The organism is Candidatus Thiodiazotropha sp. CDECU1 (genome assembly GCF_963455295.1).
GTDB lineage: Bacteria > Pseudomonadota > Gammaproteobacteria > Chromatiales > Chromatiaceae > Thiodiazotropha.
This window is the reverse complement of record NZ_OY734020.1, coordinates 2,336,901-2,363,155: the sequence shown is the minus strand read 5'-3', so window position 1 is coordinate 2,363,155 and position 26,255 is coordinate 2,336,901. Positions and strand designations below refer to the sequence as shown.

25 protein-coding genes are annotated in these 26,255 nt (G+C 51.9%); 9 read left to right on the top strand and 16 right to left on the bottom strand.

Annotated elements, in window-relative coordinates:
* Positions 1–46 precede the first annotated feature (46 nt).
* From R2K28_RS10705 to R2K28_RS10690, 4 genes are all read left to right on the top strand, one after another.
* Positions 47–598, top strand: coding sequence for a hypoxanthine-guanine phosphoribosyltransferase (locus R2K28_RS10705; protein WP_316364310.1), 552 nt, complete (start codon positions 47–49; stop codon positions 596–598).
* A 227-nt stretch (positions 599–825) separates the two neighbouring features.
* Positions 826–1,266, top strand: a complete 441-nt coding sequence (locus R2K28_RS10700; RefSeq protein WP_116446854.1) for a hemerythrin domain-containing protein — start codon at positions 826–828, stop codon at positions 1,264–1,266.
* Between the two features lie 173 nt (positions 1,267–1,439).
* Positions 1,440–1,637, top strand: a complete 198-nt coding sequence (locus R2K28_RS10695; protein WP_316364309.1) for a hypothetical protein — start codon at positions 1,440–1,442, stop codon at positions 1,635–1,637.
* Between the two features lie 3 nt (positions 1,638–1,640).
* Positions 1,641–2,387, top strand: a complete 747-nt coding sequence (locus R2K28_RS10690) for an S-methyl-5'-thioinosine phosphorylase (RefSeq protein WP_316364308.1) — start codon at positions 1,641–1,643, stop codon at positions 2,385–2,387.
* 129 nt (positions 2,388–2,516) lie between these two features.
* Here R2K28_RS10690 and R2K28_RS10685 read toward each other — a convergent pair whose 3' ends face one another.
* On the bottom strand, positions 2,517–2,666 hold the full coding sequence (locus tag R2K28_RS10685; protein ID WP_316364307.1) for a hypothetical protein: 150 nt from the start codon (positions 2,664–2,666) through the stop codon (positions 2,517–2,519).
* An 84-nt stretch (positions 2,667–2,750) separates the two neighbouring features.
* On the bottom strand, positions 2,751–3,236 hold the full coding sequence (locus R2K28_RS10680) for a hypothetical protein (RefSeq protein WP_316364306.1): 486 nt from the start codon (positions 3,234–3,236) through the stop codon (positions 2,751–2,753).
* Between R2K28_RS10680 and R2K28_RS10675 the strand changes: the two genes are divergently transcribed.
* Complete coding sequence (locus R2K28_RS10675) at positions 3,214–3,801, top strand: hypothetical protein (protein ID WP_316364305.1); 588 nt, start codon at positions 3,214–3,216, stop codon at positions 3,799–3,801. The two genes, R2K28_RS10680 and R2K28_RS10675, sit on opposite strands and share 23 nt — an antisense overlap.
* A 66-nt stretch (positions 3,802–3,867) precedes the next feature.
* Here the strand turns inward: R2K28_RS10675 and tpx are convergent, their stop codons facing one another.
* Positions 3,868–4,368 carry a thiol peroxidase gene (tpx, locus tag R2K28_RS10670; protein ID WP_116446850.1) on the bottom strand — a complete coding sequence of 167 codons (501 nt, stop codon included), beginning with the start codon at positions 4,366–4,368 and terminating at the stop codon, positions 3,868–3,870.
* 156 nt (positions 4,369–4,524) lie between these two features.
* Complete coding sequence (locus R2K28_RS10665) at positions 4,525–5,316, bottom strand: hypothetical protein (protein WP_316364304.1); 792 nt, start codon at positions 5,314–5,316, stop codon at positions 4,525–4,527.
* A 223-nt stretch (positions 5,317–5,539) separates the two neighbouring features.
* Between R2K28_RS10665 and R2K28_RS10660 the strand changes: the two genes are divergently transcribed.
* From R2K28_RS10660 to R2K28_RS10650, 3 genes are all read left to right on the top strand, one after another.
* Positions 5,540–7,318 carry a serine/threonine protein kinase gene (locus tag R2K28_RS10660; RefSeq protein WP_316364303.1) on the top strand — a complete coding sequence of 593 codons (1,779 nt, stop codon included), beginning with the start codon at positions 5,540–5,542 and terminating at the stop codon, positions 7,316–7,318.
* 98 nt (positions 7,319–7,416) lie between these two features.
* Positions 7,417–8,391: a polysaccharide deacetylase family protein gene (locus R2K28_RS10655; protein ID WP_316364302.1), complete on the top strand. Its 975-nt coding sequence runs from the start codon at positions 7,417–7,419 to the stop codon at positions 8,389–8,391.
* Positions 8,388–9,311 carry a tetratricopeptide repeat protein gene (locus R2K28_RS10650; RefSeq protein ID WP_316364301.1) on the top strand — a complete coding sequence of 308 codons (924 nt, stop codon included), beginning with the start codon at positions 8,388–8,390 and terminating at the stop codon, positions 9,309–9,311. The genes R2K28_RS10655 and R2K28_RS10650 overlap by 4 nt, the downstream gene beginning before the upstream one ends.
* Before the next feature lie 1,460 nt (positions 9,312–10,771).
* On the opposite strand, the gene R2K28_RS10645 is transcribed toward R2K28_RS10650, so the two are convergent.
* Complete coding sequence (locus R2K28_RS10645) at positions 10,772–11,080, bottom strand: ComEC/Rec2 family competence protein (protein WP_316364300.1); 309 nt, start codon at positions 11,078–11,080, stop codon at positions 10,772–10,774.
* Between the two features lie 140 nt (positions 11,081–11,220).
* Between R2K28_RS10645 and R2K28_RS10640 the strand changes: the two genes are divergently transcribed.
* The gene (locus R2K28_RS10640; RefSeq protein ID WP_316364298.1) at positions 11,221–11,988 is read left to right on the top strand and encodes a fumarylacetoacetate hydrolase family protein; all 768 of its coding nucleotides are present in this window, start codon (positions 11,221–11,223) and stop codon (positions 11,986–11,988) included.
* A 15-nt stretch (positions 11,989–12,003) separates the two neighbouring features.
* On the opposite strand, the gene R2K28_RS10635 is transcribed toward R2K28_RS10640, so the two are convergent.
* The 11 genes from R2K28_RS10635 to tagH form a co-directional block, all read right to left on the bottom strand.
* Positions 12,004–12,738: a sulfite exporter TauE/SafE family protein gene (locus R2K28_RS10635; RefSeq protein ID WP_316364297.1), complete on the bottom strand. Its 735-nt coding sequence runs from the start codon at positions 12,736–12,738 to the stop codon at positions 12,004–12,006.
* Positions 12,739–13,290: 552 nt separating this feature from the next.
* Positions 13,291–14,163 carry a PA2778 family cysteine peptidase gene (locus R2K28_RS10630; RefSeq protein ID WP_316364296.1) on the bottom strand — a complete coding sequence of 291 codons (873 nt, stop codon included), beginning with the start codon at positions 14,161–14,163 and terminating at the stop codon, positions 13,291–13,293.
* Between the two features lie 174 nt (positions 14,164–14,337).
* Positions 14,338–14,721, bottom strand: a complete 384-nt coding sequence (locus tag R2K28_RS10625; protein WP_316364295.1) for a PA2779 family protein — start codon at positions 14,719–14,721, stop codon at positions 14,338–14,340.
* 251 nt (positions 14,722–14,972) lie between these two features.
* The gene (locus tag R2K28_RS10620) at positions 14,973–16,334 is read right to left on the bottom strand and encodes a LysM peptidoglycan-binding domain-containing protein (protein ID WP_316364294.1); all 1,362 of its coding nucleotides are present in this window, start codon (positions 16,332–16,334) and stop codon (positions 14,973–14,975) included.
* A gap of 78 nt (positions 16,335–16,412) precedes the next feature.
* Positions 16,413–17,168, bottom strand: a complete 756-nt coding sequence (locus R2K28_RS10615; RefSeq protein ID WP_316364293.1) for a PP2C family protein-serine/threonine phosphatase — start codon at positions 17,166–17,168, stop codon at positions 16,413–16,415.
* Positions 17,165–17,965, bottom strand: coding sequence for a type VI secretion system-associated protein TagF (gene tagF / locus R2K28_RS10610; protein ID WP_316364292.1), 801 nt, complete (start codon positions 17,963–17,965; stop codon positions 17,165–17,167). The genes R2K28_RS10615 and tagF overlap by 4 nt, the downstream gene beginning before the upstream one ends.
* Positions 17,947–21,516: a type VI secretion system membrane subunit TssM gene (tssM, locus tag R2K28_RS10605; protein ID WP_316364290.1), complete on the bottom strand. Its 3,570-nt coding sequence runs from the start codon at positions 21,514–21,516 to the stop codon at positions 17,947–17,949. Before tssM ends, tagF begins: the two co-directional genes overlap by 19 nt.
* Positions 21,517–21,543: 27 nt before the next feature.
* Positions 21,544–22,866 (bottom strand): type IVB secretion system protein IcmH/DotU, encoded by a 1,323-nt coding sequence (gene icmH / locus R2K28_RS10600; protein ID WP_316364289.1) that lies wholly within the window; start codon positions 22,864–22,866, stop codon positions 21,544–21,546.
* Positions 22,867–22,868: 2 nt separating this feature from the next.
* Complete coding sequence (gene tssK / locus R2K28_RS10595; RefSeq protein WP_316364287.1) at positions 22,869–24,167, bottom strand: type VI secretion system baseplate subunit TssK; 1,299 nt, start codon at positions 24,165–24,167, stop codon at positions 22,869–22,871.
* Between the two features lie 58 nt (positions 24,168–24,225).
* Positions 24,226–24,690, bottom strand: coding sequence for a type VI secretion system lipoprotein TssJ (gene tssJ / locus R2K28_RS10590; RefSeq protein WP_116447304.1), 465 nt, complete (start codon positions 24,688–24,690; stop codon positions 24,226–24,228).
* 15 nt (positions 24,691–24,705) lie between these two features.
* A complete protein-coding gene (gene tagH / locus R2K28_RS10585) occupies positions 24,706–26,217 on the bottom strand; it encodes a type VI secretion system-associated FHA domain protein TagH (protein ID WP_316364285.1) in 1,512 nt (503 codons plus the stop codon).
* Positions 26,218–26,255: the final 38 nt, after the last annotated feature.

The window sequence follows — 26,255 nt, the reverse complement described above, 5'->3', positions numbered from 1 at the left end:
CGCTATTGACGGTTGAACCGATTAGCTAATTGGAAGTGAATCCACAATGACTATCACTGCACAGCAGGCGGCCGACGTACTGGCTACTGCCGATAAGATCTACACACCCGCAGAGATCGAGCATACACTCGATCGCCTGGCGATGGAGATAACAGGGAAACTGTCGGGCGAGGATCCACTGGTGCTGTGTGTGTTGAATGGTGCGCTGATACCTACCGGGCATCTGTTGACGCGTCTCAATTTTCCTTTACGCCACGATTACATTCACGCCACCCGGTACCGGGGCAACACCAGCGGTGCTGAATTGGAGTGGATCGGACGGCCGAGCACCACCTTGGAAGGAGAAACTATCCTCGTGGTGGATGATATCCTGGATGAGGGCGTTACCCTCTCTGCCATTGTGGAGGCCTGTCATAAGGCTCGGGCAAAACAGGTGTATAGTGTTGTTTTAGTTGAAAAATTACATAATCGCGGGGTTGGCTTCATGGCTGATTTCGTCGGTATGACAGTGGAAGATCGATATGTTTTCGGCTTCGGTATGGACTACATGGGATACCACAGAAATCTGCCAGGGATCTATGCTGTAGCTAGTGGTTAGTGTTTACCCTAATGTGTTATGCTAAAAATTGAGGGTATTTCCGGGTGTTAATACCTCAGAAAAATCTTGTAAAATTAGGCATCTATTGCCATTTTGAATAAATGGTGAAAGCTTGTTAGTTGGTCGCTTAACCTGACAAAAGATCGGGTAGCGTAATCAGATTTTCGGGGTTACTTGTACCTGCAATTCAAAGTACAGGGGGCTACCGATACAAAGGAGAATGGAAAGTGACAACAATTGAAAACCTGAAGGGCAGTCATACTGATATTCAAGATATCATCAGTGATCTCAGGGCCATGATGACCAAGGAGCAGTTGAGCATACGTCCAAACGCGATGACAACCCACAAGATGATCTGTGATCTTGCGGAAAAGATGAAGCTGCATATGTCTGAACAGGATCGAGGCATCTACCCCGATTTATTGACCCACAATGATCCAAAATTGAAATCGATGGCCTGGGGATTTCTGAATGGCCAGAAACCGATGAGAAAGCAGTTTGAGCAGTACCACGGCCGCTGGCTGAAGAACTGCGACTTCAATTTTACTGATGAGTTCATTGCCGATACATTTGAGATCTTTGACATGATCGAAGACCGTATACAGCGCGAAGAGACGATCCTGATACCAACACTAGAAAAGTCAGGGGTCTTTGCCCAGGCAGTATAATTAATTCAGGATACTAGGAGGAGATTGTAGAGGGGGTGAAATATCACCCCTTTTTTTTTGTTTCAAACTCCAAATCATGTTAGCCACTCCTACTGTTAGTATTCCTTGCTGTATTTTGCGTAGCATCTGTTGCGCAGAAGCACTAATATACCTCCTCGAATCACCAGCGATTCATGTTTGTTCCAACAACCCATGTGGAGGTAACTAGTGGGCGGAATATCGACGAGATGTTGCGCATGACTGACGCACTGCAATTCAACGAGATCCATGGTGAGGTCTGTCCCGCCGGTTGGAAAGAGGGGGATGCAGGCATGCAGGGGACCCCTGAAGGCGTTGCTGACTATTTAGCGGGACATGCTGAAGGTTTGTAGATAATGACAAAGCTGGCCATCATTGGTGGAACCGGGCTGGATGAGATACCGGACCTTGAGATCACCCATCGTGAAGTCTGCCATACGCCATTCGGAGAACCGTCCGCGGCGTTGACCCATGGCAGCATTTCCGGACACGAGGTTGTGTTTCTACCCCGTCATGGCGCCTCCCACATGATCCCTCCTCACCTGGTGAACTACAGGGCAAACCTGTGGGCATTGCGGCATGTGGGCATTGAGACGATTCTTGGTGTTGCCGCCGTAGGAGGGATTGGATCGGAAATGGCCCCGGGTCGTATCGTCATACCCGATCAGATAATCGATTATACATTTGGCCGTGAGCACACGATATTCGATAGTGACCTGAGCCATGTGACCCATATCGATTTTACACGGCCCTATTGCGAGGAACTGCGTCAGGATTTGATAGAGGCGGGACGACTCAGTGGGATGAATCCAGTGGCAGGCGGGACCTATGGGGCAACCCAGGGACCAAGACTGGAGACGGCTGCGGAAATCATCCGCATGGAAAGGGATGGATGCGATATGGTTGGTATGACCGGGATGCCGGAAGCCGCCTTGGCCAGGGAGTTCAATCTTTGTTATGCGTCATGCGCCGTTATTTCGAACTGGGCGGCGGGCAAAATGGATCAATCCATCAGTATGAGCGATATTGAAAAGAACCTGATTCAGGGAATGGAACGGGTAAAATCTCTGCTCGTGGAGTTGCTCGGATTACGTGCCCGGTAATCATTGATTGAATGGCGTTATTATATAGAGTGCGGTTAGATATAATATATAAATCAAACAAAAACAATACGTAAAGTGTATTATCTTATCTTGATTCTATGTAATGGGCCGGTCGCCAAACGGGGATGACTAGGCACGGGTTAAGGGGTCACTGAAGACCACCGAGATGCCATGTTTACGTTGTTGGTCCTGGCCAAAAATGAAACAGCGCGGTAACGTGCCGGCAATCCTCAACCGAGTCAACGAGCGGTAGACGGAATCCTGGCTTGGAGATCGCATCAAGGACGCCGGGGAGAGGGGTAATCTGCAATCGGCTCCCGATGCCAATAAGTTGATAAATCTATTTTGAGACACCATCCTGGATTAGGTTAGAATGTGGTGGATATAATTTGCGTGCCGCAGAGGAATTAACATGGCTGACGAGACTAGCAAAACTGAAGAAAAAGCAGAGAAGGATCCGGTACCTGAGACAGTGACAGTCAAAAAGAAGGTTGCCAAAAAGAAGAGTGCTAAGAAGAAGGTCGCCAAGAAAAAAGCGACGACAAAGAAAAAAACTGTAGCTAAAAAGAAGGTGGAAGCTAAAAAAACAGCGCCCAAACAGAGTGCTAAATCAGCAACACCAACAGCCGTTGCAGCCGCCAGCGCAACAGCACCCAAACCGAGTGCATCCGCTGGCAGCAAGCCAGCTCCATCGAATGTCACTATTGTTTCTGAGCTGAAAAAAGATACCAAACCGGAGGATTCATCGATGACAACCGATTCAAAGAGCGCAAGTGGCTTTTGGCTAAAAGTCGTCTTCTGGCTCGTCATCATAATATTGGGTTTTATGTACATCAGATCGTTGGCCAATAATCCGCCATCCGAAACAACGGCCACAACCGAAGAACAAGAGGCAGTGGAGACATCAACCACAGCAGACTCATCTGCTGCAGACGAGGCTGCTGTTGAGGAGAGCGCCACCGCAGCTTCCGGCGGTGGTCTTGAATCCGGATACAGTGTCAGCGAATCTCAACAGCAGGCCATGGCTGAATCAGGCACGGCCGAGGTTGAGGAGCAGACTGCCGCTGCAAGCCAGACAAGCGCTGGGACTGATGCCACACAAGCGCCGGTTGCTGCTGCAGGAGACGAAGCGACAGCATCCGAAACCCCAGCGGCATCCACCGCACCTGAGCAGGAGACATTGCAGTCGATACGTGATCTGCACGCTGAGTCAGTGAGCAAAATACTCAAGGAGTTCGATGAACTTCGCGATGCCACCAGGGCAGAGATGGAGGCCATGCGGAACCGGATACAGGCAGAACGGGAGTTACAGGAAGCGATGGCACCGCCACCCGCATGGAGCAGGCGCGGATATACGCCTTATGGCGGCTATCCACCAGCACGGCAGGGCTATACACCCTACAACCAACGGTAGTAAAAAAAAACGGGCGCCTGGCGCCCGTTTTTACGTCTTGATGTAACTCGCTCTGGACGAGCGGAGTTAGTTGAGATGGGCCAACGCCGGATCGTAGTCAGGTTCCTGTACGATCTCAGGTACCAGCTGGGTATAGAGCACTTTGTTTTCTTCATCCAGCACCACCACGGCGCGGGCACAGATACCGGCCAGCGGTCCATCTGTTATCAGCACCCCGTAATCCTTGGCAAAGTTACGATTGCGCATCATCGACAGCGAGATGACGTTGTCGATGCCCTCCGCGCTGCAGAAACGGCCTTGAGCAAAGGGGAGGTCGGCGGAGATGACCAGTGCCACCGAGTTGCTCTTATCGCCCATCGCCTGATTGAATTTAACCGTCGATGCGGCACAGACGCCAGTATCGAGACTGGGAACGATGTTCAGCAGTTTCCGCTTGCCGGCATAGTTGCCGAGAGAGACATCCGCAAGATCGGCGCCCGCCAAAGAGAAATCTGGTGCCTCTGAGCCTACCGCCGGGAGATCGCCGTTGGTATTGATCTGGTTACCTTCTAAGGTGATTGTCGCCATTTTTCTATCCTATATTTTTGTCGATATGAAACTATGAGAATCTTAACACTTGGATTGTATTGTTATATGAGGAAGGGGAAAACCCTAAATTGATACAGTTACTTGCCGAAGGCCTCTCTTCGGGGCAGCCTTCAGCTCAAATCCACACCTGGTCATTCAATGGGATAGGATTTCTTTGTAAACAGCGGGTGTAACCTCTTGTGTGATTAAGAGGATGTTTTGTTGCAGGGGATCCGACAGCTTCCGGATATCATCAATGTTGATAATCTCTTCAAAAGATGGGATTCCGGATATCTCTGTATTTTGAATGATGATGTCGTCGGGAGGTAGAAGGGTTCTCAGGGGGCAGGAGATGATGATCACCGGCAGTTCCCCCAGCTCTTCATGATGGGTGGTTTCGAGGTTGAAACGAAGGCCTTGAAACACACTTACGAGCCCTGGGCGTTTCTCCAATACCAGGTTCAGCGTCAGGCACTGCAGCAGGGCATGGGATAGCTCACCCTTCAACTGATTTCGATTCCCCTGCAACATCTCCAGTAACCTCTTAGGTTCCTGTTCCGGATAAGAGAGGACCCATTTCAAGGGAGAGGTCACGGTGAGTGAGGCGGATTTGCCCTCCTGATTAGGCGTATAGGGGTACTCGACCGCAGTCAGTGTGGGCGTGGCTGCAAACACATCAAGCGGCGATGAGAGCTCGATCGGTAATGAATATGGCTTTTGTCCGGCGATGGCTTGATATTGGCTTTTCAATTCGCGAAAGGCCTTTTCGGCGCCCTTTAAAGGTGCTTTGGAACCGCCCCGCATGTACTCACCCAGGATAGGCGCGGGAGAAAACAGGGGCGCAAGCGTGGATAGATAGCCTTTCAGATCGGTTTCGATCTTATCCGATATTGACCTCGTCAGCTTGCGTAATTCAAGGATTCTTGGGATATCGAAGATTTCGTTCATCTGCTAGCCTGCTGTTATTTTATTGAGTCCAATTCATTCCCCTGACCAGATCAGCGTTTCAGGAACGTTAATCCAAGAATGGAGTAGGCGTCAATATCGATTTTATTTAATTGACCACCATTTGCTACACTTTATCAGGGTAAGCATAGACGAGACATAAGAATATGCATGCCTGGAGTGGGGCTGCTTATCCCAGATGAAGCGGTAACGGAGGAGAAGGGATTTGGACAATCAAAAGCCTATGCCTGACACGATTGGAAGATTCAACCTGATCGAAGAGATCGGTGAGGGGGCAATGTCGATTGTCTACAAGGCATTCGACCCGGAAATCAATCGTACCCTGGCAATCAAGCTCCTGCGCGGGGAGGTAGCGGCGGACCCTGAGTATCGTTACCGGTTTTTACAAGAAGCCAAGGCCGCAGGAAAGCTCACTCATCCCAATATTGTCACCATTTTCGATGTTGGTGAGGTTGAGCAGGGGCCCTATATCGCGATGGAGTTCCTCGAGGGGCGGACACTGGAAGAGATGATGGACTCCAATGCCCCGATTTCAGTCAGAGAAGCGGTGGTGTATGGCATCCAATTGGCGGAGGCACTGGATTATTCCCATAATCGCGGCATCGTACACCGGGATGTTAAACCGGGTAATATCATCTCCCCTGACGATGGCCACACGATCCGTATTACCGACTTTGGCATCGCGCATGTGGATTCGCCCAACAAGGAGCACCGTACCAGGATGGGGGCGGTCCTGGGAACACCACAATACATGTCACCCGAGCAGGTCGAGGGATTTCCTGTCGATGGACGATCAGATCTGTTTTCCCTCGGCGTCATTCTCTATCAGCTCATTACCGGGGAGAAACCTTTCGTTTCCGAGACCCTGACCTCCCTGCTGATGAAGATTGTGCAAGAGGAACCTCCGCCAATCGATGACAAGACAGGAGAGATTCCGCAAAGCCTGAAGAAGATTGTCGAGAAACTGCTTAACAAGAAACCTGAACAGCGTTTTCAGTCGGGTAAGGAACTCGCCGCGGAACTACGTACCGTGGTGCATGAGATTGATGAAAAGCAGCAGCACGTCAACGAGTCAAATATTCTGCCGCTGCGGATCAAGTGGACCGCGGTCATGGCGGCGGTAGTCTCAATTGCCATGATTCTGGGATCTTACCTGGTGTATCAAAAACAGGTGGATGCAATGATTGAATTAGCCCTCGATTCAGGGGGGTCACTAGCGGAATTCATTGCAGTGGAGAGTGCCGAATCCGTACTCATCCAGGACTGGGTCGCGCTGGAAACATTCGTTCATGAAATCAAACAGCGGCAACAGATCAGCTATCTCAGAATCCTCGATCATAAGAAGATCCTGCGCGCCAGCACTTCCATTCAAGAGGTGGGTAAGAAACTACAAGCGCCTGAAGCCATGCAAAAACTGCGTGAAGATGATGGCATCATTATTTCCGAGAGAGAACTGGACAATGAGATGGTGTTCGATTTTCAAGCGCCGCTGGTGTTTCAAAACAAACAAATCGGCAAGGTTCAGCTTGGCCTGTCTCAGACACCTCTGATCGCAGCCGCCGATCTCACTTTTTACACCATGCTGGGACTGCTGGTCGCGGTGGTGCTGACGGTTGTCATTGTCGCCTATTTACTGGCGACGGGTATTACCGTACCGATCAGGATTCTGAGGCGTGCCATCGCCCATGTGCATCATGGCAACCTGGGTTATAGGATCCGCAAAGAGCGGAACGATGAATTGGGATTGCTCTTTTCGGAATACAACAGAATGGCGGAGACACTGCTGAAACAGCGGGATGAGTATCAGCATCAACTACAGCAACAGACTGTCCCGCAAATTATCGATGGGGACGATGACTCTACGAACATCACTATTGAACAGGTGACCGAAGAGCCCCCGAATAAGGATGTGCAGGAGCTGGTTGCACCAGAACAAGAGTTCGATGACGCAACCAGAATCATGCCACCCAAGCAGAACAAGTAGTCGCCTTCAGGCATTATTCTCTGGGGAAACAGGAAGTGGTTACTACAGGAGGTATCGAACTGCAATGACCAAGGTATTTTAGCATGCGAATTTCGCCGATGAAATTTTCACAACTACTGATCTGCGTGTTGATACTTACCGGTTGCACCCCTTCCATACTTCGTTACAGCCCCAGTCAGATAATTGCCAAAGACAGAAATTTCATCGTATTGCGTGTTGGTAATGAAGATACACGCAGTCTGGCAAGGCGTTATCTTGGCGATGAGACACGCTATTGGGTGATCGAGGATGCCAATCAGCCGAATCCGATAAAAAAGGGCCAGGAGATAATTATTCCACTAAATGTGGAGAACCCGACCGGGATCGAATTTGCGGGTTATCAGACAGTGCCGATCCTCTGTTATCACCGATTCGGTGGGCGCAGTGATCGAATGGAGGTAACGCCGGCGGAATTCAGAAAGCAGATGGAGTATCTGAAGGAGAATGACTACCGGGTGATACCGCTGAAACATCTGCTGGGATTTCTCAAAGGTGAGCAGCAACTGCCGAGGCGTGCTGTCGTATTGACCATAGATGATGGTCACCGCTCCATCTTCAAGGAGGCCTTCCCGGTCCTGAAAGAGTATGGCTATCCTGCAACTGTCTTCGTGTATAGCGATTACATTAACAATGGCGGTCTAAAAACGGCAGAGATCAGCGCCATGAAGAAAAGCGGGCTGATCAGCATCCAGCCCCATTCCAAGAGCCATAGCAATCTGACGGTACGGCAGGCCGGAGAAAGCCGCAGACAGTATCAAAGACGGGTACGTCAAGAGATCTCTGTCCCGAATGAAAAACTGGTCAAGCACCTGGGTGAGAGGCCACGCTTCTACGCCTATCCATTCGGCGACAGCAATGACCTGGTGATCAAGGAACTGCAAGCCAACGGCATGCAGTTGGGATTAACCGTACAAAAGCAATCGAATGCTGCCTTTACCTACCCCTATCTGCTCCATCGCACCATGATCTTTGGAGACAGGGATATGCAGGCCTTCAAAAAGAGCCTGGTAACCTACAGGGCCCTGCGTAAATGATGCAGTCATCAGCGCTACTCTCGAGCCTGTTACTCTGTTTGCTTCTTGTACTGAACAGCGGTTGCTCATCTACCGGCTCAAGCAAGGGTGTGACATCGGGCAATTACGCCAATCCCGCTACATGGCTAAGCGCTGCCGAAGAGTCTGAGCGCAAAGGCGATCTGCAAAATGCACTGTTCAACCTCAAGGTGGCAAGAACCGTGTCGTCACGGGATGCAAAGATCAATGCGGACATCAAACGCATCGAAGCAAGGATCGCCACTCAAAACAAAAAAAGGATGAGCCAGGCCAAAAAAGCGGTTCGTCAAGGCAAGCTGACAAAGGCAAGGCGCTACTACCTGGAAGTCCTCAGCCTGAATCCGAAACATAAAGAAGCGCTTGCGGGGATGCGGAAACTCAACGAAAGGGCATCCAAGGCGTCGATGAAAAAAAAGGTCGCCCGTTCAAACAGCAACTATAACAACAGAACGAAAAAGAAAAAACTGGCCAAGGGGTTTCACGAAGAGGCCTATATCTATTCCCGTCAAGAGATACTTCAGGCAGAAGGCAAGCAAGCTAATCCCGATGAGCAAATCAAAGAAATCGAGACGCATTTAAAAAAATTCCCCAAGGATGCAGAGGTGCGCGAACTGCTATCTAAAACCCTCCTTAAGCAGGCGGCCACCACCTTTAAAGCAGAGAACTACAGCGATACCCTGCGCTATCTTGAAAAGGCTGAACATGCGTTCAACAGCGATACTAAAAGACTAGAGGCAATTCAAAAGCTGCGTAAGGGTTATGGTAAAGAGCTGTATGTCAGGGGGTTAAGAAGCTCACGCAGGGAGCCTGCGCAATCAATCAAGTATTGGGAGTATGCGCTCAAGTTCGATCCGGATGACAAGAAGAGTCGATTGAGGCTGCGGAATATTCAATCCATGTAGATTGCATACATCTCAGCTAAGCTGTCAGGAATGTTATTTAAGCTTATTCAGTAAATAGTTACTATAAGTGTAGTGGCATAGTCATTTTGGCCACAATTATCTGTGCTTTATAGTTTAAATATAAATACCATCGTTTCTTCGTAGACAACAGCTGCGTCCTTTTCAGCATTTTCCGATGTGTGGTCAGTTGTTACATGCATAATGACCAGATTGGCGCATCATCAACGCAATTCTGCTAGGAATACACAGCCAATCAATGCAATAAAAATCCAACTGCATTAGTCAACTGATTGCAGAATTCAACCAAACAAATAACCCCCAAACTGTCAACCAGAGATTGCACAGAAATACTCCTTTAAGCGTGCTGTTTGCCTATCCTATCTCATTAATTAGATTGTAAAAAACTGTAATCTGAAAACACTTGCAATTAACCTGTTCATCTGTCATTCTTCCCGCCTCGTTAAATCTGTCCAGGAGGGACTGTATGTTTAAGCTAGGGAAAGTGCATATCAATTTTGTCAACACAGCATCACTGTTATCTGCTTGGATTGCGCTGCCGTGAACGATATCTCACAGTGAGATCTGTTCATTGCTTCACGCTAAAGGCCATTGTGCTCTAAAAGTTTCAACCTAGAGCCTTTTAAGCTTTGCAGAGTTGGCGGCTCGCTTACAACCTCCGAAATACAACCATACGTATTCTAAAGCATTGACGGGCAATGTCCGATGTCTGTCTGTTGTGTTGGTGCCTGGTTTGAAATAAGTCGATGGCAGGAGTCTAAGGTGAAAGGATTCATGAAATTTCATAAAGTTGTCACAATTATTCAATTATTGATTATCAGTCTGTCGCTTTGCATAGCGTCATTAGGTCTGATGATAGAGCATCCCTTCATTACATATTTCTGGTATCTGGCTCTTTTAGGCATCGCAATGATGATGACCACATCTTTTTTGATTGGTGTCTGTCTTGTTATGTCACGTGTCTTTATGCCTCATGCATCAAAGCATGGGAAAAGGTGGTTTTCTCGGTCGAACCGCATCCGGGTTTAAATGGCTTGAAAGAATGGCTCGCATTTTAACCAGGCCGAGGGAAGCGTTATTCTGCTGGTGGCTAGCCATTTCGCCAGGCTGCTGACAGGCCGTGTTGCGCCTATGCTTAGTGGTTTACATACGATGAGGCAGTGATGATCGAAACAAGTAGTGTAACTCGCGAATTAAAGTAATGGGGACACTGAACCTTCTCCAGTCTAACAGCGACTTTTATTAAGCGACAATAGTCGCCATAGGAGTTTCCAGGACAGATGAATCCTAGCTAATCACTCAGATTGATCGAAATCCGAGGCTGGTGTATTGGCGGGTATCATGCGGTCATCAGCCACGCCCTGATCAGCCTTTACCGGTTTAGGCGCCAGCAGGTTGGTCATTTGGGTACAGCACCCTCAGATTCGCACGAAATCAAAAACTCAGTCGGGAATATCCCGGGTATTCCAACTGATCTTTAGTAACTTCAACGCGCCTAGGGGAAGCAGTAGAAGGGTGAGGAGCACAAACAATTCATACCAGGGCAGAGAGACCAGATTAGCGGAACCTGTATAGTGCTGCCACAGGTGGAAGGTGTAGACCATCAATGGAAAAAAGAGCGCACCGATAGTGAAGCTGGTCATGAATAGTTTGTAGGGCTGGGTCATCATGTTATCGGGTGAAGGAACAGGGTTCCTGCCTTGTTTGATTGAAGTTGCTGTTACTGTCTGAATGAAACCTATCTGTAACAATCTCAAAATCCTCTGATTGAATCTGCTAACGATCACTCTCTGTATTGGCATCAAAAATCTGTTCTTGAGTCAAAGGGCTTTAATTGCGGGCAATAGAGGAATAAGATTCATCAATTGGGAATTAGAGGAGATATTTGAGAATGGAACAGTGGCTTCGATATGAGCATCAGGGAACAACTGGCTTCGGTACCTTGAGCGATGACAGGATCAACGTCTATCAGGGAGACATGTACAATGGAGCCATGGCAACCGGGGAGACACTGGCCTTGGATGCAGTCAAGCTGTTGACCCCCTGCGAACCGACAACGATGATCGCGTTGTGGAACAACTTCCACTCCAGGGCTGAGAAAGAGGGCTGGTCCAGGCCGGAACATCCACTCTACTTCATGAAGGCTGAAACCTCTTTTTTGGACCCTGGGGGGGCGATAAAGCGACCAGAGACATATGATGGTCCGGTGGTTTACGAAGGTGAACTAGGCATAGTCATCGGCAAGCACTGCAAAAGTGTGAGCGAAGAGGATGCTGAGAATTACATCTTTGGCTATACCTGCGTCAATGATGTAACCGCTCGGGGTCTATTGAGGGAGGATCCCCTGTTTGTCCATTGGTCAAGGGCCAAGAGCTTTGACACCTTCAGTGCCGTTGGGCCGGTTATCGCGACGGGTCTGGATGCCACGACCCTGATAGTCAGGACCTTGGTGGACGGGGATGAACTGCAGAACTATCCGGTAACGGATATGTTTTTCAAGCCGCTTCAGATCGTCAGCCGCCTATCCCATGATATGACCCTCCGCCCGGGGGACATCATCGCTTGTGGCACCTCCATTGGCGCCGGGCCGATGCAACAGGGTTGTACCGTGGAGGTGCAAATCGATGGTATCGGGACCTTGGTCAACGACTTCGACTAGAGTCTGGCGGATCAACTATTTCAACAGCAGGGCCAAGCCGCTGAAGACCAGCAGCATGCTGATGGCGCGTTGGAAGGTTTGCTGTGACATATTGGTATGGATGTGGCCACCGATGAACATCCCGATGACCATCAATGGGATGGCCACAGCCATCATCAGCACCAGGTCCATACTGAAAAAACCCGAATAGATATATCCCGCGAGGCGCCCGGCGCCGTCAAGCAGGAAGATGGTTGCAAAGGTGGCCCTGAACTGGGTTTTCTCAATGTTGCGGAATTTCAAATACATGACATAAAAGGGGCCGCCGGTACCATACAGGGTGCCAATTATTCCCCCCATGCTGCCTGCAGGGACTGACCATAGTGATGAAATCAGGGTCTTGCCGGAAAAGGAAAACAGGGAATAGATCGCAAACAGGAGTACAAAACAGCCCAACCCCATCTTCAGTGCCTCCATATCGACCGACTGGAAGATAAAGAGTGCGGTCAACACACCGGCAATCGCAAAGGGCAACAGGGAGACGATCTCTTTCCACTGGATGGCCTCCCTGTGTTTAATACCGTGGCTGGCAGAGGCGATGTAATCGAGGAAGACGATCAGCGGAACCGCGATCGTCAACGGCATCATCAGCGCAAGCAGCGGTATGGCTATAAGACCCGATCCGAATCCGGCAATACCTCGCACCAGGTAAGCCACGCCGATGACGCCGGCAGCGAAACTCAAATGTAATATAGAAAGAGACTCAAGCACGTTCCATTCTCTGCTTTTTGTTCTTGTTGGCTATGAAATCTTTAAAATTGCAATATTGGATCATCTATCTCATCTGTGGCGATCTATTCAGGTGAACGCCAGGAAGCGATGCTGAAAGAATCAACTTGGATGACAGGGTAAGATTGATTGACGATAGATGAACGTCAGAAGGGACGCCCGATAATGTCCTTTGTAGTATTGTCTTTCCAGGCAATGTTAAAACTCCCTAAATTCCATTGTGGCGTCCAGTATCCATTATCTGCGCGACATAAGCGGCAGACAGCTGTCCAGACGGCAATAATAGGGTTAAGAATGGATTTCAATATCCAATGTACGACAACCCCGATGCCGATGATGATCCATCATCTTAGTGGTAAAAAACCCACAAAATAGTGCCAACTCAACTGTATGGCATAGAATCAGTATTATTCGCATGCAATATTACCGATCAATAGTAGTCGAGACAACCAATCCATCAAGTTTCTGTTGAATGATCCGCAATAAAATCGCAGGAATCCACTTGGTTTTTGCAGCTGGAAAAACAGGCGGAATCTAATCTATTGCAGTGCCTTTACAAGCGGATGTCTGGCTTATGTTTTCTGTTTCTCTTAACCCGATCTCCCGGCTCGTTTCAAGCAGATGCTGGTGTAATTCACCCGGGGTTTTCTGCAAGGCTCGATTTATCGTAACAACCGCCTCTTTATAGCAACCCCGATCGGCCAGAACTTCAGCCAAATTGTTATATGCAGCGATATGATCAGGATCTATGCCCAGCAATTTTCTATAGATCTGTTCAGCCGCTTTCAGCTCTCCCATGGTGTGTTTTGAGGCTGCAAGTCCGAAAAGTGCAATGGGACTATCCGGCCATTGGTTCAGAGCTGCCTGGTAAGCGGAAATCAGCGCCTCGCCAGGGACCAGGTGTTCCATCGCGGCGACCGCCTTCAAGTAGGGTGATTGTTCGGGCCTGGCGGGCAATTCCCCGGGTTTTAATAACACCATGGCCCAGCGGTTACTATGTTCCCAGGTGTGGAGAAATCGATGTGCGGAGAGGGTCTCACGCCGGGTGATACCCGATCGCAGAAATATAGCGTCCGCTTCTACCGAGTAACCGATTACCACCGCATAGTGCCAGACAGGCCACAGCTGTAAACCCAGATTCTGTAACACCAGCACCGGACGGCCTGCCTGCAGCTCATCGAACAGCGAGTTTAGGTCGGGATTGATCACATAGGGAATCCGGCCAAAACGACGGCTGGCAGCTATCATCTCAACCTGCAGGCTCCCCTTTTTCTCTGGCAGAAAGACATGGGGAATCAGCGATTCAGCAGTTATCGATACGCCTGATTGGTCGAGTAGGGTGGCTAGTGCGGCCGGCCCGCACTGGTACTGCTGTTGCGGATAGAAGGGTGTAGCCTCTAACTCCAACCCTGTTGCGGCTTTCTCCGAAGGGAGCAAAGATGGTAGGAGTGGCGGCTGAGTTGCACAACCGGTTAAAAGTAAAAATAGCAATAGGGCGAGGCAACGATTGCGCGCTTCGCCCGATTCGCAGAAGAAAGCGTCCAATGCGGAGATGGCTAAACAGGATTGTGAGTAAACCAGTTAGAGCTTGGTGAATACGTTGGTTACGCCGAGTAATTCCAAGACAATCAATACAAGCAGTACAGCGCCAAGCACACCCAAGGCACTACCGCCTGCTGGCAGCTCGTCCATTTGCTGATTAAGCATCACCAATTCAGCATCTGTTAGTGCATTCAGACGCAGTTCTGCCTGCACAGGATTGACACCCATTCCGATCAGTGTGCTGCGCACATCATCTCGGGCCATCGTGGAACGGATTCGGTCGATATGCGACGTCCTCTCATCCATTGTAATAACCGTCATGGTGTCGATTGGTGATGCCATGACAAAGGAGGGAAAACCGATGACTGCAATGTTGAGAACAAGGAAAGTTATTAATAGACGCTTAAACAGGGATTTGAGCACTGGGTTCCTCCTCGGATACGGAAAAAAAGCTCTGAAGCCAACCATAGGGTCTATATAGCCGTTTAGGCGAACGGAGGCAAATACAAATCTATACTGCTATATCTTTTTGTGACTTGAAGGCTGATCGCTGGACCCGGTGGGAATTAAAAGCCTATTGTTCTGTCTTTGATTTGAATCGACTGCTTTAGGCGAACAGACTTGATTACTTTATTAAGAAATGGTTATTTGCAGGCTGATCTATACGCTTCCTCTCATTGATCGATTTTCTGCAACTGCTGTTTCATCTCCAATGCGCGTGCCTTATATCCCGGTGCCAATGGATGGTTCGGATTCAGCTCCAGGATCTTGTTCCAGAATCCTATCGCCTCATCCAGCTCCTGCTTTCGGAAAAGCTGCATGGCGCTGCGGTGATAGCTGTCGGTCAGTTGATCTCTGACTACTACTTGGGCATCTTTGGCGGACTGATTATCCGGATCATAGGTCAACACTTGCGAATAGGTTTGATAGGCCTCTTCCAGACTTCCCGCAGTTTGCTGATCCTGAGCAGTTTGCATCAACTTCTGCGCCTCGATCCTGTCTTCAACCAGGATCAATTTGTTGATCGCCGCATCATTGGATGAGTCAAGGATAATCAGCTTTTCCAAAGTTGTCCTGGCATTGTCCAGGCTTCCTTGGTTGATCAGCAGATCGGCATGTTTGTCGTAGTAGCCGGCAAGCAGTTGCGGCAGCTCCTTTGCGTTCGGATGTTGGCTGATCTCATTTTCCAGCAGGTAGATCGCCGCACTGAGGTTGCCTTCCGCGTGCAGCCCCATCGCTGAGCTGAGTGCCTCTTCCGCAGTCATGGCTGCAGGCTCTGTCTCGCCAGGTAGTTCCGCCGGCTGCTGTGATGGTTCCTCGATCTCCACTTGCAATTGCTCGGGTTCTTCCGGTATGGAGATGGTCGACGCTTCAATCTGGCCGGTTTCCGCTGCAGGTTCAGGTGTTTCTGCCGGTTGATCGGTTGTCATGCCGGAGGATGCTGCCGGCTCAACGGGCTCCTGCACCATAGGTGCCGCTTCCGCTTCGGGTTGTGGTGGTTTCGGTTTGGGCTTGGGTTTCGGCCTCTTTCTCTCCGGCATGACACCGGGTACACGGATCCTCTGTCCCGGTGCAAGTTTGCTGGGATTCTCCAATTTATTGTAGCGTGCCAGAATTACAAACTTGAGTGGGTCGTTGAGAAATTTCTTGGCGATGATGGAGAGTGAGTCACCCGGCTCCACGTCGTAAAAGAAACTCTTCATGCCGAGATGGTCTATGGGATCGGCATCCATCTGTTGCAGAAGATTGGTGGCGATCTGCAGGGTTGGTTTCTCCTGCAATGCCCAGGTTAGTTGGAGTCGGGCATTTTCGTATTCGCCATGCTCCAGCTGCTCAAGCGCCTTACGTACCCGTTGCGATGGGGTTAGAGAGTCTGGCGGTGGCGGAATTACCTCTGCCTGCTCCTGGGGTTCCTCTTCCACTGGTTCGGGTTGCTGTTGCGGGCCCAGGGCCACACAGGCGGAGATGCTCAAGGCAAATAGGGTGATGATGAGGATTTTAAGGAAATCTTGAATGTTCCTAAGGAGATCTTTCACAACACTAATTCTCATGGTGACCATGTTCGATTCCAGCGTACTGCTGTCCTGTCAGTGACTCTGGGCCAATATAGCAGATCATCCCTGTTCCGGCGCGTTTGGCTGGGTTGATCTCGCCTGCGCCAGAACCAGGGTCACATTATCCCGTGCCCCTCGTTCCATAGCCAAGTCGAACAGCCGCTGGAGCGCCTCCTGGAAGGTGTGACTGCCAAGTATTTCGGCGATCTCCGCATCGCTGACCTCTTTATTCAAACCATCGCTGCAGAGCAGGAACAGGTCGCCGTCACAGGGTTCGAATATCTCCGCTTCCAGTTCCAGCTCCTCGTTGGCGCCCACTGCACGGGTGATATAATTGGCGATTGGGGACTGTTCCGCTTGATCGGAGGTGACGAGACCCTGTTCGATCAACTCCTCGACCTGGCTGTGGTCACGGCTGAGCTGTTTGAGTCTCTCGCGACGATAGAGATAGATGCGGCTGTCGCCTGCCCATTGATAGATACAGTAACCCTGATAGGTGAGCAGGGTGACCACCGTGGAGCCGATGATTTCACCGCCACGTCGTTGCGACTCCAGCAGCAGCTGTTGATTGACATACTGCAGGCGCTGTTCCACATCACTGGCCAGTGCTCCCAGGGAATCACCGGGGGTAATCGATTTGAGTTCGTTGATGATCATTTCGGAGGCGATGTCGCCGGCGGCGTGGCCACCCATGCCGTCCGCTACCACCCAGATGCCCAGATCAGACCGATCGAGATAAGCGTCTTCATTGATAGAGCGCACCTTACCCTTGTCGCTAATATGCGCTGAGACCCAGAAGAAGCTGTTGAGGCTCATTGCGGCTGCGAGGCTTCGATATTGACTGCGCTCCCCATGGAGTATGCTCCGGTCTCGATCTCCTCCCAGCCATGCTGGGTCCAGGCGCCGTCGATCAGGGCGCTGGCACCCTTGATCTGGGGAAGACCCTGACACAGCAGCAGTGAGGGTGAGATGCGCTCGGAACCCTGGGTCCACCAAAGGCTGTAGGCAAACAGCAGTTTTTTCATCAAATGGGGGAGAAACAGGGGATAGATGGTGCGCAAGGAGGACTGCTCATCAAGCTTGGCGTGCCAGGCGTTGCTCAATGCCGAGCTACCCATCTCCGGCAGTCCGGGGTGGGTGTCTCGATCAGCATTGGGTAAACCGACAGCACGAAGCTGTTGCTCGAATGACTCCATCTGGAAGTCGTCTTCAAGACAGGAGAGGGCGAGGCTCTCCATCCTTGCAAACCAGGCCTCTGACTCTTCCATGAAGAGGAACAGATTGGTCTTGGGGTCGAGTCTGGCCGCCATGGTGAAGGGGTAGTAGCGTCCTACCCGGTCCACGCTAGGCATCAGCACCCCGGCCCAGCCATGTTCACCGCAGATGCCCGGAGTGAGGGCGAATCGCCACAGGGGGCTGGTGAGGTAGTTATCCAGCCAGAAGTCTCCCAGCTGTTCCCTGCTGTTGGCTATGGCCTCCTGCATCCAGGTCTCCCAGGGTGCGATAAAACCCCTCGGCAGGCGCCGAGTGACGAAATCCCCGAGGGACGGGATTTTGCCGTAGAACCCCGGAGAGTCCTCAGGCATTGAGCTGTTCAGAGTCTGTTCGGACACCGGAAATCTGCCATTTCTCTAAGCTTGAATGGATTGAGGGCACCGCTGGCACGCATCATGAAACGGGATTTGCGTCCACCTACATCAAACTCAACCTTGATGGTTTCTGGTGAGTCGGTGGCCTCGGTTTTTGCCTGATCGATAATCCGGAACCAGCCCCACGGTCCATCCTCGGTGAGTCCCGAAGGCTTGTTGCCAGCTGGAGGAGCGAGCAGGATCTTGGTATCGCTGACACCGGAATCGTCGGGCCATGTCATGCGGTTCCAGCGTGCAGGCCCATGGTTATACCTGACACGCTGTTGATTGAGTAACAGGGTGATCTGAGTGATGGTGGTATCCATGCTCAGCGGTTTGATCTCGAAATTTATCTTCGGCTCCTGTGCCGAGCCGCTGAAAAAGGCGTCGCGAATCACTGCTGCCCGTTGGAACTGTCTGAGTGTCCCGGTCGGTATCCCCAGGGCGCGATTGCCAGCGGCGTTCCAGCGCCAGTTGCGGCGCGAGGTGTCGACAAAATCCTGCAGGTAGGTATTGAAGAAGTTATCCATCATGCCGCCGGGGCCGAAAAAGCGTCCGAAGTCGCCAATGGTCACTTCACGGCTGCTGGTGCGATCGAGGGGGTAACGACCTGTAAGGCTGCGTTGACAGAAGGGCAGGATCTGGCTCTTCCAAACCGAATTCAGATGTGACCTGACACCGGAGACTGTCAGATTGGAGCTTCCGTCGGCCAATGAGGTGAGCATCTCCGCCAGGGGGCCTGGTTGACGCTTGGCTTCCAGTTTGAGTCGACTTATGACGCTACCGCCTGCTGAGGGATCTCTGGCGACGTTGAATGCCTGGTTGGATTGGTTGCCGGCGGAAGCGATTGAATTCATATGGGCGTAGAGCTCGTTCAGCATCTCCATGGTCCTTTCAAGGGGCGCCTGTTCTCCCTCCTGGGCAGCGATCATCCTGTTCAGGCTGGCGAAATGCTGATCTACCGGTGTCGTCAACAGAGAATCCTGTGCGGTATCCTCCGACCCGTCCGGCGCCACCTGCAGTATGGAGGCGAGGCGACGGGTGATACCTGAGGTGTTTCTCTCCACCAGTTTGGCGGCCTGCTTGGCGCCACCGGGAAGACGTGAGAGGGTGGTCTGCTCCTGGATCAGCTTCAGGTAGCGCCGCAGGGGGGAACTTGGTCCTGAGATGATATTGAGTATATCAACCGCTTGCTGCATGCTGCTGAAAGGCTTGACCCGGATGTCGGCCAGCAGCTGATCCCAGGTGCGGATGTACTCCTCATAGTAAAGCTCTTTGACCCGTGCGCTGAGCCGTACCAGATCGGTTTTACCGACTATCTTCTCCAGGTCGGGGCCGAGTATCCACTTCTCTTCCAGCAGTTTGTTGGCTATATCAAGGTGGTCCTTGAGAAACAGTTTGTGATAACCCCCATAGCTGAAGAGGGCCGGGATCTCCTTGTCCAACGGCTCGCCGGAACGACGACTGAAGACCATTTCGGCATCCGCACCAATCACCTGGGAGAGCCGGATAGGGGGTATGGCGCCGCTTTCAGTGGTCCGTTTCATGCGGTTGTAGACCCGTTCGGCCAAGGGTACCCGCAACAGGTTGCCGCGTACGTGGGCGATCAGGTCCTGATCCAATGGCAGGGTCGGCGCCATTGGCAGCATCTCCAACAACGCATCGAGATGCCCCGCCAGGGCCTGCCTTGCCTGGGCATTTTCAGCACCGGGGAGATTCAACTGCCACTGCAGCAGCATCCAGGCCTTGACGGTGGCGGCATCGAAATGCTCACTGTCGTCGAACATCAGATAGACCTTGAGGGCCTCATAGAGATAATCGGGATTGTTTCCCGGTTGGTTGAGTTGATCCTCGAGGCTGAGAATGATGCGGGGCAGAAACAGGTTCTTCAGGCTGGTACGGTAGGCGCTCACAGCCTCGCTGCCAAGCTTGTCGCCCTGATAGAGCCCCAGACCCATCAGCCAGGGAATATCCGCCTCCTGATCCGCGTAACCGCCCTGGATCTGGCGTACTGAATCGAGTGCCGGAACTACATTGGTGAGGCTAAGATCGTCCGGTGCGACGGCGTTTACCTTCTCCTCAGAGGCATTTGCCTGTATCGCCACCTGATCGATGTAGCTCTGGTTGCGGCTGTAGCTGGTGAACCAGGCGATTCCAGCCAGCACTGCCAGAGAGATGGCACCGGCATAAGCCATGCGCTGCAGCCAGGCGCGGCGCTTTTCAACCCGGGTGTTGACACCGGCCAGATGGGCTTCGGGAAAGATCAGATCCTTGAACAGGCGATTGATGAAATAGCTGCGTCCAGTGCCGGAGAAGGCGGGTGCTATCTGTCGATTGAGACCGAACTCCTGGGCCATCGAACCGAGCAAGCGATCGATCGGGGTGCCCTCCTGGGTGCCACTGGTAAAATAGATGCCACGCACCAAGGGGGTCTCCTGGAACCGGTTGGCATTGAAGGCCTCATGCAGAAAGCCTTCCGCCGCTTCGCGCAGGGCGCTGAACTGCTGTGGAAACGAGTAGATCAATATACGGCGCTTGACGTCGTGCTCCTGTTCCATGCGATCCAGGAGACGCTCATCGATACGTTTTTCCAGGGCTCTGAACTCGTCCTGAAAATGGCTGATACCGCTATCCTGATCGGCCTTGTCGGTTAGGGGGAAGGTCATACCCCAGACCTGACCGCGCTCCTCACGCCCCATGTTTTCGAAGAATTCATTGAATCCGGCGAGAAGATCACATTTGGTGAACAACACGTAGATAGGGAAGCGAATCCCGAAGTGATCGATCAACTCCTTTACCCGCATACGGATTGCCTTGGCGTGGTTGAGACGCTCCAACTCCGTCAATTGCAGAATATCCTCGACACTGATCGCCACCAGCGCACCGTTGATCGGTCTGCGTTTACGATGCTTCTTCAACAGATCCAGAAAACCCATCCAGGCGGCCCGGTCGACCTCCTCGTAACTATCCTGTGTGGTGTAGCGGCCGGCAGTATCGAGCAAAACCGCGTCATCGGTGAACCACCAGTCGCAGTTGCGGGTGCCGCCTATTCCCTGAACCGCATCATTTCCCAGTTTGTCGGCCAACGGAAAGTGCAGACCTGAATTGAGCAGGGCGGTGGTTTTGCCACTGCCTGGCGGGCCGATAAACATATACCAGGGGAGTTGGTAGAGGAATTGACGATTGTTCTTACCGCTGACCTTCGACTCCTTGAGTATTCTGATCGCCTCATCGAGACGTTGGCCGAGAATCTGCACCTCCTCGTCGGATTCCCGCATAAAACTTTGCGGCTGATCCTTCTGCCCGACCACACTCTCCAACATCTGTTGATTTTTCTTGCGTGCAGTCAGAAAACGGCGTAGCTCCATAGCTACCCAGATCAGTATCACCAGGAGAATGGCGATCAGACGTGCAGTCACCGAGCCCAACGGCTCGATACCGGCTATAGCGATCAGCGGCCCGACCAACCAGATGATGACTGAGATTGCAATCAAGCCCAGGATGGCAACGAACCAGCGATTTTTTATGATGCTCATTATTGCGCGCATATGGGTAGCCGATGCCTAGGGTTTTATCAGGGTGATCTCAACGCGCCGGTTGCGCGCTCGACCCTCTTTATTGTCATTGGATGCAAGCGGCTCTGCCGAACCTCTGCCTATGCTTTGGATACGGCTCTGTTGGGTGAGGTCGCTGGCCATGATCTTAGCCACCGACTCGGCACGGGCACGGGAGAGGTGCCAGTTGGAGGGGAAACGCAGACTGCGAATCGGTACATTGTCAGTATGACCCTCAACCACGATCTCTCCCTGAAGCTGATTCATCGCCGCCGCGATACTGCTCAACAGGGGTAAAAACTGTGCTTTCACGGCGCCACTTCCAGAAGCGAACAGGCCGTCGCCGGCAATCCGTACACTGCCTTCCGCATGGTCCTCTTCAACATCGACGCTGCCCTGGTTGATCTCATTTGCCAACAGGGTGCGCAAGGTCAATTCAGGCTCCGGTGCCGGCGGCGGTTTGCGATCCACCACAGTCTTTACATTGCGTGCAATGTTGTGCAGCTCGGCATGTACCGGATCCGATTTCACGTTCAGGCTGAGATTGAAGCCTGAATACATCAAGAGCAGTATCACGCCGGAAACTGCCAAAACGACCCACAATGGGACATACTGAACCAGCGCGTTCTGCTTCAGATAGACACCCTGCCAATGTCCGGAGAGGTCGCGTTCATACTCCTCGTGATGATTACGGATGGTGCGATAGAGGTTGTCACGCAGCGTCTGCAACTGGGCATAACCATCCGGCAGCGGGCGATAGCGTCCCTCGAAGCCGAATGAGAGACAGATATACATCACCTCCAACAGTTCGATGTTCTTGGCAGGATTTTGCAGTAGTTTCTGCAGCAGCTGGAAAAATTTCTCCCCGCCCCAGGCTTCATTATGCAGGCTTACCAGCAGGCTTTGGTCGCGCCATAGGCTTTGATTGCCCCAGGGAGTGGTGAGTACCGTCTCGTCGATGGTCGTGCACAAAATATATCGCGTCCAGAAGATCGTCTCTTTGTCCACGCCAAGATCTTCTGCCCTGCGTTCAAATATCCTGAACTTTTCAATAATGCTGTTTTTCAGCGCCGCCGGATCGGGATGCGATGGTGTCTCCCGCAAACGGCCCAACAGGGAGAGCAGGGATGTGGCGGCAATCTCCAGTTTGTTCGCCCCTTGTCGAGTCGGCAGGTTTGGGGCCGCAGCTGAGCGTTGCGGCGGTGGCGCCGCTGGTGCCTGAGGTGTTGATGGGGGTTGAGAAGCGGGTCCCTTGCCTCCAGGTCTGGGACGGATGACGGTGCGGTCACCGACTTCGTTGGGCTTCATGCCAAATGGGTCGTCATGATCCATTGTCAACTACCTTTTATTGCCCAAAGTTCAAGTTCCAGACCGGGGAATTCTCCTCCTATATGTATGGCACATCCTCCTGAGGTTTCAAGCAGATTCCAGTATTCGTTGTTCTTGTCCAGTTCAAAGTAACTGAAGCCTGCGTTATAGGGTATTTGTCTTGGAGCAACCGACAGGATACGCAGCCCGATGCCGGGGAGTTGCAGGTTTACCAGATCGCGGATCTTTTCCACCGGTCCAATCTTGGTCTGACTGGGGAAACGGCGCTGTAGCAGATCAGCCGTCAGGTTGGCATTGACCGCCAATACAAATATCGCATCGCTCAATAGCGAGCGGTCGGATAAGACTGCAACACGGATGCCGTACTTGCGCTCTTCGAGGGGTATGGACACTGCTTTTTGTTCCAATACCATGCTCAACGAACGGCGCAGTTCCCGCATCAGCGGGATAAAGGTCTCCTGCAGTGCTTGATGCTGATAGATGGCAAAATCGGGTGGACGTTTGTTGCTACTTGTAAAGGTGGCCAATTCACCCGCCAACTGCAGGGATGTTTCATAAAAAGCAAGCGGGTGTAACGGCGTGGTCTCGCTGTAGTGGGTGTACAGGGGTTCGAAGCGGTTCACAACCTGCAACATCAGAAAGTCAGCAACCTCGGCTATTCCCTTGCCACCGTCAACCAGGCGCGAGGCGATGGCATCGGCGCGGTGGTGGAGTAAACCTTCGATCTCCTTTACGTAGCTGTCGAGTCGGGTGGAGACTTCGCAATCGAGACAGGGGGGAATGAAATCCTCATCCAATACCAGCATGTCATCGGAACGACGCTCGACGATTTTGGCCACTGCAAGGTGGGCAAACTCTTCCAGTTCAGAGGAACCGATCAATAGCCTCAATGTTGGTTGTGCCACTTGCAGGGTCGATGTGGCTGATGAGCCGGTAACGCCGTCCTTGGTTTCGATCTCGTCAACGACATAACGCTCCAAGCCCTCTTCCTGATCAGCATAGCGGACATTCGCGGTACCTGGGCGGGCCAGAGGGAGGGCAAGATAGATGATCTCACCTTTATACTCGGCAGCGATATCCAATGCCGGGGGTGGGTTGTCGTTGCCCGGTATATCGAAGGTTGTACCGTCTGGCAGCACGCCGCTACAGGACTCCACGGCCATTCTGCCCAGCGCCAGTGCTTGTCTGTCGATCTTCAGATGAGTAAAGCCCCAACTGAAAGGGGTCAGATCAGCACAGCGCGACTGAACCATATGTTCCAGGAAGCGCTCCTGTTGCTGAAAATGGTGCGGTCTGAGGAACATTCCCTCTGACCAGACTATCCTAGACATCCAAGACATTGTGTTCGGCTCTTTAAGTAAGTTATTTGCTTTTCTTCTGGAGTTTGATGCCGCTCTTCTCAAACTCTATCACAAAGGTTGTTTCATCGTGCAGGTCGATCTCGATCGAACGACGCCAGGCGGCATTTTCAATATCTCGATAGGCGCCGATTACACCCACATAGCGTGTATCCGGTTGCAGATCCCGCTCCAGCATCTTTACCTCACCGGGTTGAAAGTGGAGTTCATCCCGCATCAACAGTTCTCCACCCAACAGGGCGACATCCTGTTCAAACAAATTAAAGAAATCCGCACTATTGAAAACGCTCAATGACTTCAGTTCATAGATGCGGGCGACGATGGGCGAGGGGCGGTTGTTGATATCGGGATTGACGCCCGTATCAGCACTCATTGTCACAGTGATACTGGAGACACTGGAACACCCCATTACCATCCCCAGGTAGAGAAGTCCCAAGATATGCAGTAGGTTTTTTTTGCTTGCTTTCATCTGCGTGCCTTCCTATCAGTTGGGTGAACCGGGGTCGGATCGTTTGAGTGACTCCAGGCGACGAATCTGCTCTTCATAGGCTTGCGAGAAGGTGCGTCCGAAAAGCTGGTGAAAATCGTCCTCGGCTTCGTTAGCGATCTCTGTATAGAGCTCTGTGAAGAGTTCCCAGGTCTTGGCCTGTCTATAGAGAGGTAGTTTTTCCAACAGCGCCGGCTGTCCCAGGCGTTGTTCGAGAATCTCCGGTTTAAAGCGCTGCAAAACAGCCTGCAGAGCGGCCTGCATGCCCACCATTACCGCCAGCATATGCGCCTCTATATCCTCATGGGCCTCCTCGAATGCCGAGAGAGGGGAGAGGTATCCGCTGCTGGGGTTGGGATTGATGATATGGCGCAGTGCTTCCTCAAGATTGATGGAAAATTTAAGGGGATTGTTCTCGACCGGCTGAATCATGGTCTGGGACATGCGGAACTCACCCTTCATCTGTGCCCTGGCGCGAAGCATCGACATACTGCCACTGACACTGGTGCGCAATATCTTTCCCAGGTTCTGCAATAGGGTCGTCATCGGCAGGTCGGCAAAGTGCTCCTCGGATATACCCATGCTTTCAGCCAAGGTTCGACGCAAAGCCGCTTCGTCAGAAGACTGCCCGAGTGTTGCGGGTGTTGCCCTCTCCGTTGGGGGTTGCACCGGGGCGGTTGCCGGGATGCTCGTCTGCTGGCCCGGTGTGGGAATCGCTTCCTGTTTGGCCAGGGGAGGTGGCTCGTTTTCCTCAATCGGCTGTGTATCTGGTGCAAGAGAGGGCGGGGGAGCAGCGGGTATCGGTTCTTGATCGAGCGGAGGCAGGGGCTGCATGGGAGACAGACCCTGTGACTCATCCCTCTGATTACCGCTCTCATCATCTTGGTACCAATCTTCAGGGATCGGAGTCGGTTGATTGAAATGAGCATTCAAGTCAGGGGTATGGTCCGATTGGGAAGGCAGGCTCGATGTCCCACTTTCAAGGGATGACTCGTCCAACTCCAGGCTGGGTGTCTCCGGTTCGTCCAGGGAGTAGCCCTCATCGATGACCGGTTGTGACTGCGGCTGCTCTTCCAGTGGTGCGGAAAAGGCCCCATCCAGGTCCTGTCCTGCCTGTGCATCCAGCATGCGGGCAAAGGGGTCGTCCAGGCCATCGAAGCTGTTCGTCCCCAGGGTTTGGCTGACGGGCTTTTCTATTGCCACACCAATGTCATAATCACCGATGGTGAAGCTGTCACCATCCTGCAGGGCAGCACGGTTATTCTTACCCAAGGGTTGTGCGGAACGGTTTATGAACACGCCATTGGAGCTGAGATCGGTGATATGAAAGGAACCATCGCTGAAATCGACCAGTGCATGGCGTCCTGATATGAAACGTTCCGGATCGGGTAATACCCAGTCGTTCTCATCCCTGCGGCCGATACTGCCACCCTGCTCGTCGAGCGTCACTGTCATGGGTTGGGTCGGGGGAGCCCCGGCAACCTGATTGACTGTTAACGTAATTTTCATGGTGCCGCTATCTGAAAACATATTGACTGCTGGTTATC

Bases quoted from the DNA above. Each gene is read 5' to 3' on its own strand.
- R2K28_RS10615 (WP_316364293.1), bottom strand. From the start codon at position 17,168: ATGAGCCTCAACAGCTTCTTCTGGGTCTCAGCGCATATTAGCGACAAG.
- tssJ (WP_116447304.1), bottom strand. From the start codon at position 24,690: ATGAAAGCAAGCAAAAAAAACCTACTGCATATCTTGGGACTTCTCTAC.
- R2K28_RS10685 (WP_316364307.1), bottom strand. From the start codon at position 2,666: ATGCGATCTCCAAGCCAGGATTCCGTCTACCGCTCGTTGACTCGGTTG.
- R2K28_RS10690 (WP_316364308.1), top strand. From the start codon at position 1,641: ATGACAAAGCTGGCCATCATTGGTGGAACCGGGCTGGATGAGATACCG.
- tssM (WP_316364290.1), bottom strand. From the start codon at position 21,516: ATGAGCATCATAAAAAATCGCTGGTTCGTTGCCATCCTGGGCTTGATT.
- tagH (WP_316364285.1), bottom strand. From the start codon at position 26,217: ATGAAAATTACGTTAACAGTCAATCAGGTTGCCGGGGCTCCCCCGACC.
- R2K28_RS10655 (WP_316364302.1), top strand. From the start codon at position 7,417: ATGAAATTTTCACAACTACTGATCTGCGTGTTGATACTTACCGGTTGC.
- R2K28_RS10665 (WP_316364304.1), bottom strand. From the start codon at position 5,316: ATGAACGAAATCTTCGATATCCCAAGAATCCTTGAATTACGCAAGCTG.
- tpx (WP_116446850.1), bottom strand. From the start codon at position 4,368: ATGGCGACAATCACCTTAGAAGGTAACCAGATCAATACCAACGGCGAT.
- R2K28_RS10695 (WP_316364309.1), top strand. From the start codon at position 1,440: ATGTTTGTTCCAACAACCCATGTGGAGGTAACTAGTGGGCGGAATATC.
- tssK (WP_316364287.1), bottom strand. From the start codon at position 24,167: ATGTTCCTCAGACCGCACCATTTTCAGCAACAGGAGCGCTTCCTGGAA.
- R2K28_RS10640 (WP_316364298.1), top strand. From the start codon at position 11,221: ATGGAACAGTGGCTTCGATATGAGCATCAGGGAACAACTGGCTTCGGT.
- R2K28_RS10650 (WP_316364301.1), top strand. From the start codon at position 8,388: ATGATGCAGTCATCAGCGCTACTCTCGAGCCTGTTACTCTGTTTGCTT.
- icmH (WP_316364289.1), bottom strand. From the start codon at position 22,866: ATGGATCATGACGACCCATTTGGCATGAAGCCCAACGAAGTCGGTGAC.
- R2K28_RS10675 (WP_316364305.1), top strand. From the start codon at position 3,214: ATGTACATCAGATCGTTGGCCAATAATCCGCCATCCGAAACAACGGCC.
- R2K28_RS10705 (WP_316364310.1), top strand. From the start codon at position 47: ATGACTATCACTGCACAGCAGGCGGCCGACGTACTGGCTACTGCCGAT.